This window comes from Streptomyces sp. NPDC002032 (genome assembly GCF_042890765.1).
GTDB lineage: Bacteria > Actinomycetota > Actinomycetes > Streptomycetales > Streptomycetaceae > Streptomyces.
Genome location: NZ_JBIASM010000028.1, coordinates 25588 through 34258 on the forward strand (window position 1 = coordinate 25588; position 8671 = coordinate 34258).

An 8671-nucleotide genomic window follows, 5' to 3' on the forward strand; every position below is an offset into this window, starting at 1 on the left:
TGCCCGCGACGTCTTTGGCGTGGGGTCTGTGGGAGCAGTCGGCGGGCATGGGTGCTTCGTTGACGGAGGCTGATGTCGAGCGGATGTCGCGCGGTGGTGTGCTGCCGATTCCGGTCGGGATGGGTCTGGGGCTGCTGGATGCGACGGTGGGTGGTGCGGAGCCGGCGTGGGTGCCGGTGCGGCTGGATCTGGGGCGGATGCGGGCCCTGGCGGCTTCGGCCGGCGGGGTGGCTCCCGTCTTCCGCAGCCTGATCCCCGCCCCCGCCCGGCGCACCGCCGCCACGGCGGCGAACGGTTCGTCCACGCTGGTCGACCGTCTCGCGGCCCTGCCCGTAGAGGAACGGTCCGGCGCGGTCCTGGAGCTGGTGCGGACGCATGCCGCCGGTGTACTCGGTCACGGTTCCCCCACCCGCGTGGGCACGGACCGGCCCTTCACCGAGCTCGGCTTCGACTCGCTGACCGCCGTCGAGCTGCGCAACCGTCTCAACGCGGCCACCGGTCTGCGGCTGCCCGCCACGCTCGTCTTCGACTACCCGACACCGTCGGCGCTCGCGGAGTACGTACGCGGCGAGCTCCTCGGCGACGAGGAGACTTCCGCCCCGGCACCGGCGCCCGTTTCGGCGGCCGTCGTCGGCGCGGACGAGCCGATCGCGATCGTCGGCATGAGCTGCCGCTACCCCGGCGGCGTCAGCAGCCCCGAGGACCTGTGGCGACTCGTCGCCGAAGGCGGCGACGGCATCGGCGCCTTCCCCACCGACCGGGGCTGGGACCTGGACAAGGTCTACGACCCGGAGGGTGGACAGGGCGCGACCAGCTACACCCGCGAGGGCGGCTTCCTGGACAACGTGGCGGACTTCGACGCGGGCTTCTTCGGGATCTCCCCGCGCGAGGCCCTCGCCATGGACCCCCAGCAGCGGCTCCTCCTCGAAGCCTCGTGGGAGGCCATCGAGTACGCGGGCATCGACCCCACCCGCCTGCGCGGCAGCGCGACCGGCGTCTTCGCCGGCCTGATGTACCACGACTACGCCGGCTACGTACTCGCCGGCGGTGACGAGGGCCTCGAAGGGTACGTGGGCACGGGCAACTCGGGCAGCGTGCTGTCCGGCCGGGTCTCGTACACCCTCGGCCTGGAGGGGCCGGCGGTGACCGTCGACACGGCGTGCTCGTCCTCGCTCGTCGCCCTGCACTGGGCGGCGCAGGCCCTGAGGAACGGCGAGTGCACGATGGCCCTCGCGGGCGGCGTCACCGTCATGGCGACCCCGTCCACCTTCGTGGAGTTCAGCAAGCAGCGCGGACTCTCCTTCGACGGCCGCTGCAAGGCCTTCGCCGCGGCCGCCGACGGGACGGGCTGGGCCGAGGGCGTGGGCATGCTGGTGCTGGAGCGGCTGTCGGACGCCGAGCGCAACGGACATCGGGTGCTGGCCGTCGTGCGCGGTACGGCCGTCAACCAGGACGGCGCGAGCAACGGCCTCACCGCCCCGAACGGGCCCTCGCAGCAGCGCGTGATCCGCGCGGCGCTGGCGAACGCCGGGCTGTCGGCCGCCGAGGTCGACGCGGTCGAGGCGCATGGCACGGGTACGAAGCTGGGCGACCCGATCGAGGCGCAGGCGCTGCTGGCCACCTACGGCCAGGACCGTGACGGCGACGAGCCGCTCTGGCTCGGCTCCCTGAAATCCAATGTCGGCCACACGCAGGCCGCGGCCGGCGTGGGTGGCGTGATCAAGATGGTGATGGCGATGCAGCACGGCATGCTGCCGAAGACCCTGCACGTGGACGAGCCGACCCCGCAGGTGGACTGGTCCACCGGAGCGGTGGAACTGCTGACCGAGGCGCGCGCATGGCCGCAGGGCGAACGCCCGCGCCGGGCCGGTGTGTCGTCCTTCGGCATCAGCGGCACCAATGCCCACGCGATCCTGGAGCAGGGCCCCGGCAGCGCCGGACAGCCCGGCCCGACTCCGGCCGGGGCGGCCGTCCCGCTGCCCTGGATGGTCTCGGCCCGGACGGAGCCGGCGCTGAAGGCCCAGCTCTCCGCTCTGCGCGACCACCTCGCCGAACGGCCCGGGGCCGCCGCGCTGGACGTCGCGTACTCGCTGCTCACTGGGCGCACGGCGTTCGAGCACCGGGCGGTCGTCCTGGGCGCGGACCGCGCGGAGCTGACGGACGGGCTCCGCGCCCTGGCCGAAGGCCACCCGGCACCGGGCACCGCCACAGCCCGCAGCGACGACGGCCGGACCGGCTTCCTGTTCACGGGGCAGGGTGCGCAGCGGGCGGGGATGGGGCGCGAGCTGTATGACGCCTTCCCGGTGTTCGCGGCGGCGCTGGATGCGGTGTGTGCGGAGATCGATCCGGAGCTGGGGCGTTCGCTGCGGGAGGTGATGTTCGCGGAGGACCCGGCCGGGGAGCTGGACCGTACGGAGTTCACGCAGCCTGCGTTGTTCGCCCTTGAGGTGGCGTTGTTCCGGCTGGTGGAGAGCTGGGGTGTGAAGCCCGATTACCTGCTGGGTCACTCCATTGGTGAGATCGCCGCCGCGCATGTGGCGGGGGTGTTCTCGCTGGCGGACGCGGCGCGGCTGGTCGTGGCGCGAGGCCGGCTGATGCAGGCGCTGCCCGAGGGCGGAGCGATGGTGTCCGTGCGGGCCGCTGAGGCGGAGGTGGCCGAGCTGGTCGCCTCGTACGAGGGCGTCAGCATCGCGGCGGTGAACGGCCCGCAGTCCGTGGTGATTTCGGGTGCGGCCGAGGCCGTCAGCGAGATCGCGAGCGTGCTGGCCGGGCGCGGGGTGAAGACCAGGCAGCTGACCGTCAGCCATGCCTTCCACTCGCCGCTCATGGATCCGATGCTGGATGAGTTCCGGGCGGTGCTGGAGACCGTTTCGTTCGCGGCGCCGCGTGTTCCCGTCGTCTCGAACCTCACGGGTGCCGTCGCTTCGGCGGAGGAGCTGTGCTCGGCCGAGTACTGGGTGCGTCACGTCCGTGAAGCTGTGCGCTTCGCCGACGGGATGGCCGCCCTGGGGGCCCAGGGCGTGACCCGGTTCGTGGAGCTCGGCCCGGATGGCGTGCTGTCTGCGATGGGCGCCGAATGCGTCGACGAAACCGCCGCGGTCTTCGTCCCGGCCCTGCGCCGCGACCGGCCGGAGGCGGACGCCGTCAAGAGCATGGTGGCCAAGGTCCTGGCGCACGGCCTTGCCGTGGACTGGGAGGCGTACTTCGCCGGATCCGGCGCGCGCACCGTGCAGTTGCCCACGTACTCCTTCCAGCACCAGCGGTACTGGCCGCAGCCCAAGGCCCCGGTCCAGTCGACCGTTGCCGAGGCCGATGTGGTGGATGGGGCGTTCTGGGAGGCGGTGGAGCGCGAGGATCTGGGGGCGCTGGCGGAGACGCTTGAGGTGGAGGGTGGTTCGCTGGGTGCGGTGCTGCCTGCTCTGTCGTCGTGGCGTAAGCGTCGGCGTGAGCAGTCGGCGGTGGATGGGTGGCGTTATCGGGTCACGTGGAAGCCGCTGCCCGAGCCGGCGCGTGCCGAGGTGTCGGGTTCGTGGCTGGTGGTGGCTGATGAGGATGGTCCGCTGACGGGCTGGGTTGCTGACGTGCTGGGTGCGCGGACGTTGCTTGTGGGCCGTGGTGAGGGGCGTGCGGAGCTTGTTGCGGGGCTGGCCGGTGAGTTTGCCGGTGTGGTGTCGTTGCGTGGGCTGGTGGGGACGTTGGAGCTGGTCCAGGCTCTGGGTGATGCCGGGGTCGGTGCGCCGTTGTGGTCTTTGACGCAGGGTGCGGTGTCGACCGGCCGTTCGGATGCGCTGAGTGAGAAGGGTGTGGAGCAGTCCCTGGTCTGGGGGCTGGGCCGGGTCGTGGCGTTGGAGCATCCGGGGCGTTGGGGCGGTCTGGTTGATCTTCCTGAGGTGTTGGATGAGCGGGCGGCGGTGCGTGTGCGTGGTCTGTTGTCGGGTGCTTCGGGTGAGGATCAGGTCGCGGTGCGGGCGGCGGGTGTGTATGGCCGTCGCCTGCGGGCTGCGGAGCCGGTTGCCGGGTCGGAGGGGTGGCGTCCTCGTGGGACGGTGTTGGTGACGGGTGGTACGGGTGCGTTGGGTGCGCATGTGGCCCGGTGGCTGGTGGCTGAGGGTGCCGCGCATGTGGTGCTGACGAGCCGTCGTGGTCTGGAGGCTCCCGGTGCTGCGGAGTTGGCGCAGGAGCTGACATCGGAGTCGGTGCGGGTGAGTGTTGTCGCCTGTGACGTGTCTGATGCCGGTCAGGTGCGTGCGCTGGTGGAGGGCCTTGAGCAGGACGGGCCCATCCGGGGTGTGGTGCATGCGGCCGGTGTGCCCGGTGCATCGGTGGCGCTCGCCGCGCTCGGTGCGGCCGAGCTGGCCGAGGTACATGCCGCCAAGGTCCTGGGCGCCCGTCACCTGGATGCGCTGTTCAGCGAGCCCTCCCGGGCCACGGAGCTGGACGCCTTCGTCCTCTTCTCCTCCATCGCGGGCGTCTGGGGCGGTGCCGGCCAGGGGGCGTACGCCGCGGCCAACGCCGCGCTCGACGCGCTCGTCCAGCGCCGCCGCGCGCAGGGCCTGGTCGGGGCCTCGATCGCCTGGGGCCCCTGGGCCGACGGCGGCATGGCCGACGCCGAGACCGTCGAGCATCTGCGCCGTCGCGGTCTGACCGCGATGGCCCCGGATACCGCGGTGGGCGTCCTGCGCGGGGCGGCAGCCGGTGCGGTCGCCGACCTGACGGTCGTCGACGCGGACTGGGCACGCTTCACCCGCCTGTTCGCCTCCCTGCGTCCGAGCCCGCTCTTCGCCGAGCTGCTCGCCGCGACCGCCCCCGTACAGGACCGGGCGTCCGCGTCCGGCCGACCTGGCGAGGCACCCGCCGAGGGCGCCACGCTGCGGGACCGGCTGGCCGCGCTCGGCGGTGACGCCGAGCGGCGGCAGGCCGTCTGGGACGTGGTGCGCGGCGCCGTCGCGGCCGTGCTGGGCCACGGGCCCGCGGACGAGGTGGAGGAGGACCGTGCCTTCCGCGACCTCGGCTTCACGTCGCTGAGCGCGGTGGAGCTGCGCGATGCGCTGACCACCCTCACGGGGCTGGTCCTGCCCGTCACGCTGGTCTTCGACCACCCGACGCCCGGCCTGATCGCGGAGCACGTACGGACGGAGCTGCTGGCGGGCCTCGACGACGCGGGCCCCGACGGCGTCGGCCTCGACGGCGTCGGCCCCGACGGCGCCGGGACCACCGGCACCGGCACCGGCACCCGGACCGGCACGCGGGCGGCGGCGGAGGTCGCGGTGCGCGGCCCCGCCGACGAGCCGATCGCGATCGTCGGCATGGCCTGCCGCTTCCCGGGCGGGGTCACCGGCCCGGAGGACCTGTGGCGGCTGCTGGAGTCGGGCCGCGACGGGCTGTCGGACTTCCCGGACGACCGTGGCTGGGAGGTGCTGGAGGAGCTGTACGACGTCGACGGATCGGCCTCGTACACCCGCCGCGGCGGATTCCTGGAGGGCGTGGGCGAGTTCGACGCGGGCTTCTTCGGGATCTCGCCGCGCGAGGCCCTCGCCATGGACCCCCAGCAGCGGCTGCTGCTGGAAACCTCCTGGGAGGCCGTCGAACGGGCCGGTATCGATCCGGCGTCGCTGCGCGGCAGCCGCACCGGCGTCTTCGCCGGCACCAACGGGCAGGACTACACCAGCCTGCTGCTGGGCTCCGGGACCACCGGCGTCGAGGGGTTCCTCGCGACCGGCAGCGGTGCGAGCGTGATCTCCGGCCGGGTGTCGTACGCGCTGGGCCTGGAGGGTCCGGCGGTCACCGTCGACACCGCCTGCTCGTCGTCGCTGGTGGCCCTGCACCTGGCGGCGCAGGCGCTGCGCAGCGGTGAGTGCTCCCTGGCCCTGGCGGGCGGCGCCACCGTCATGTCGACGCCGGGCGCGTTCATCGAATTCGCCCGGCAGGGCGGGCTCGCCGCCGACGGCCGCTGCAAGGCGTTCTCCGCCGACGCGGACGGTACGGGCTGGTCCGAGGGCGTCGGCGTGCTGCTCGTCGAGCGGCTGTCCGACGCCCGCCGCAACGGGCACCGGGTGCTCGCGGTGGTCCGGGGCACGGCCGTCAACCAGGACGGGGCCAGCAACGGTCTCACCGCCCCCAACGGCCCCTCCCAGCAGCGGGTCATCCGTGAGGCGCTCGCCAACGCGGGCCTGACCGCGGCGGACGTCGACGCCCTGGAGGCGCACGGCACCGGCACCGCGCTCGGCGACCCGATCGAGGCGCAGGCGCTGCTGGCCACGTACGGGCAGGACCGCTCCGAGGACGGCGAGCCGCTGTGGCTGGGCTCGGTGAAGTCCACCATCGGGCACACCCAGGCGGCGGCCGGCGTGGCCGGCATCATCAAGATGGTCCTCGCCATGGAGCACGGGGCGCTGCCGCGCACCCTGCACGCCGATGAGCCGTCGCCGCACGTCGACTGGGCGTCCGGCGCCGTGGCCCTGCTGACGGAGGAGCGGGCGTGGCCCGCGGGCGGGGAGCGGCCGCGCCGGGCGGGCGTCTCGTCGTTCGGCTTCAGCGGCACGAACGCGCACGTCATTCTGGAGGCGCCGGAGGAGAACGACGCCCTCGCGGAGGCCCCCGCAACCCCCTCAACCCCCTCAACCCCCGCAACCCCCGCAACCCCCGCAACTCCCGCAGCCTCCGCCCCCGGCGGCACCGCCGGTGCGGCCGCGCCCGCGCTGTGGGTGCTCTCGGCCCGCACCGAGCGGGCGCTGTCCGCCCAGGCGGCCGCGCTGCGCGCCCGGCTGGCGGACCGGCCCGCGCCCGTACGGGACGTGGCGCACGCCCTGGCCACCACCCGGACCGCCTTCGAACACCGTGCGGTCGTCGTCGCGGAGGAGCACTCCGCGGCGCTGGACGCCCTGGCGGCGCTCGCCGTCGGCGAACCGGCGGCCGGCGTGGTGCGCGGCACCGCGACCAGCGGCCGGACGGCGTTCCTCTTCGCGGGCCAGGGCGCGCAACGGGCCGGCATGGGCCGCGACCTGTACGCGGCGTACCCCGTCTTCGCGGCGGCCCTCGACACGGTGTGCCTGCACCTGGACCCGTACCTGGACCGCCCGCTGCGGGAGGTGATGTTCGCGGACGACGCCACCGAGCTGAACCGCACCGGCTTCACCCAGCCCGCCCTGTTCGCCTTCGAGGTGGCGCTGTACCGGCTCGTGGAGAGCTGGGGCGTGCGGCCCGACCACCTGTTCGGGCATTCGGTCGGCGAGATCGCGGCCGCGCACGTCGCCGGGGTGTTCTCGCTGGAGGACGCGGCCCGCCTCGTCGCCGCCCGCGGCCGGCTGATGCAGGCGCTGCCCGAGGGCGGTGTGATGGTCTCGGTGCGCGCCGCCGAGGCGGAGGTCGCCGAACTGCTCCCGCAGGACGGTGACGTCGGCATCGCGGCCGTCAACGGCCCGCGCTCCACGGTGCTCTCGGGCGCCGCGGAATCCGTCGCGCGGATCGTCGCCGCGCTGGAGGAACGCGGCGTGAAGACCAAGCGGCTCACCGTCAGCCACGCCTTCCACTCCCCGCTCATGGACCCGATGCTGGCGGACTTCCGCAAGGTCGCCGAGTCGATCACGTACGCGGAGCCGCGCATCGCGATGGTCTCCGACGTCACCGGTGCGGTCGCCTCGGCGGCGGAACTGTGCGCGCCCGACTACTGGGTGCGGCACGTGCGCGGCGCCGTCCGCTTCGCCGACGGCATGGCCGCGCTGCGGTCCCAGGGCGCCACCCGCTTCCTGGAGGTCGGCTCCGACGCCGTGCTGTCGGCGATGGGCGCCGAATGCCTGCCCGACGCCGTCTTCGTCGCCGCGCAGCGCGCCGACCGGGACGGTGCCGGGGCGGTGGTCTCCGCGCTGGCGCAGCTGTACGCGGCCGGGGCGCGGATCGACTGGGCCGCGCACTTCACCGGGTCGGTCGGCGCATGGTCGGGTGTCGCCGGGACCGCCGTCGCCCGGACCGCCCTGCCGACGTACGCGTTCCAGCGGGAGCGCTACTGGCCGGAGCCGGTACGGCCGGGGCATGCGTCCGGCCGGGCGGTCGGAGCCCGGTTCTGGGACGCGGTCGAGGACGCCGTCGACGACGGGGACCTGACCTCGCTGACCCGGAGCCTGGCCGTCGACGTCGACCGGCCGCTGCGCGAGGTGCTGCCCGCGCTGCTGTCCTGGCAGCAGCGGGTGCGCCAGTCGGTCACGGAGTACGAGGAGATCGACGAAGGGGCCGCCGCGCAGCTGCGCGCCCGGCTCGCCGGGGCGGGCGCGGCCGAGCAGGACGCCGTCCTGCTCGCACTGCTCGGCCGGCACGCCGCCGAGGTCCTCGGCCAGGCGGAGCCGGGTCCGCTCGACCCGGAGCGGCCGTTCCTGGAGATCGGCTTCACCTCGCTGTCGGCCGTGGAGCTGCGCAACCGGCTCGTCCGGGAGACCGGCACCAAGCTGCCCGCCGGTCTGGTCTTCGACCACCCGACACCGGCCGCCGTCGTCCAGCTGCTCAAGTCCGGGCTGCTGGGCGGCGCCGCCGACGACGGTGCGGCCCTGCTGGGCGACCTGGACGCGCTGGAGGCGGCGCTCGACGGGGCCGCCCCCGACCACCTCACCCACAGCAAGGTGCGGATGCGGCTCCAGGGCCTCCTGGCCAAGTGGTCCGAGGGCGCCGAGCCGGCGCGCGA

The 8671-nt window shown here is 74.2% G+C and carries 1 pseudogene (cut by a window edge); it reads left to right on the plus strand.

The features are described 5' to 3' along the window. Positions 1 to 8483: pseudogene (locus ACFYYT_RS34645) on the plus strand (type I polyketide synthase) (its annotated part extends 19618 nt beyond the left edge of the window); the annotation flags it as partial. Between the last annotated feature and the right edge of the window lie 188 nt (positions 8484 to 8671).